This window comes from Micromonospora sp. GCM10011541 (genome assembly GCF_042650725.1).
Classification (GTDB): Bacteria; Actinomycetota; Actinomycetes; order Mycobacteriales; family Micromonosporaceae; genus Micromonospora; species Micromonospora sicca.
On the sequence record NZ_JBHSBP010000128.1, the window covers coordinates 1 to 1,194 of the forward strand.

Annotated in this window: 1 pseudogene; it reads right to left on the reverse strand. The window is 68.5% G+C overall.

From position 1 onward, the window contains the following. Window positions 1-1,194: pseudogene (locus ACFOYX_RS36255) on the reverse strand (IS3 family transposase); the annotation flags it as partial.

A 1,194-nucleotide genomic window follows, 5' to 3' on the forward strand; every position in this document is an offset into this window, starting at 1 on the left:
GGGTCATTGCGTGTAGCGCCTCGTACTCGGCGGGTGGGACGTGGCCGAGTTCGCCGTGCAGCCTGCGGTTGTTGTACCAGTCGATGTACTCGACGGTGGCCATCTCCAGGTCGTCGAGCCCGCGCCACGGGCCCTTGTTCCGGACGAGTTCGGCCTTGTACAGGGAGTTGAACGCCTCGGCCATCGCGTTGTCGAAGGAGTCGCCCTTGGAGCCGACGGAGGCGACGGCGCCGGCCTCGGCGAGCCGCTGGGTGTAGCGGATTGCTCGATATTGGACTCCACGGTCGGAGTGGTGGACCAGTCCGCCCAGGTCAGCGCCTTGATTTTCGCGACGCCAGATCGCCATCTTCAGCGCGTCGAGAGCCAGATCGGTGTAGAGACTCGTGGACACCTGCCAGCCGACGATCATGCGGGAGTACACGTCGAGGACGAAGGCGGCGTACACCCAGCCCACACTCGTGCGCACGTAGGTCAGGTCGGCGACCCACAGCTGGTTCGGGCCGGCTGCGGTGAAGTCCCGTTTGACCAGGTCAGCGGGCCGGTTGGTCTCGGCCGCTGGCCGGGTCGTGCGTGGCGACTTGTCGCGCAGCAGCCCGCGTAGCCCGGACTCGCGCATCAGCCGCTCGACGGTGCACCGGGCCGCCTCGATATCCTGGCGGTGCAGCTCGTGCCAGATCTTGCGGGCCCCGTAGACGCCGTAGTTCTCCGCGTGGATCCGCTCGATCACCGCGGTCAGCTCCTCATCGCGTCGGGAGCGGGCGCTGGCGGGGCGGGTCTTGGCGGCGTAGTAGGTCGACGGTGCGATCTGTGCCGGCGTGTCTTCGAGCGCCTGCAGGACCGGCTGGACACCGTGTTCGACCCGCTGGGAGTCGACGAACTCGACCTTCATCGCGACGGACGGTCCAACTCCGCCGCGAAGAAAGACGCCGCGGAGCGCAGGATCTGGTTCGCCCGCCGCAGCTCACGCACCTCCCGTTCCAACGCGGCGAGGCGTTCCGCGTCGCTGCTGGTGGTGCCCGGCCGGTCGCCGGCGTCAGTCTCGGCCTTCTTCACCCACGTGCGCAACGCCTCCGGGTGAACCCCGAGCTGACCGGCGATCCGACGGATCGCGCCGACCGCGGACGCCGGATCCCGACGGGCCTCGACCGCCAACCGGGTCGCACGCTCACGCAGCTCATCGTTGTACTTCTTCGG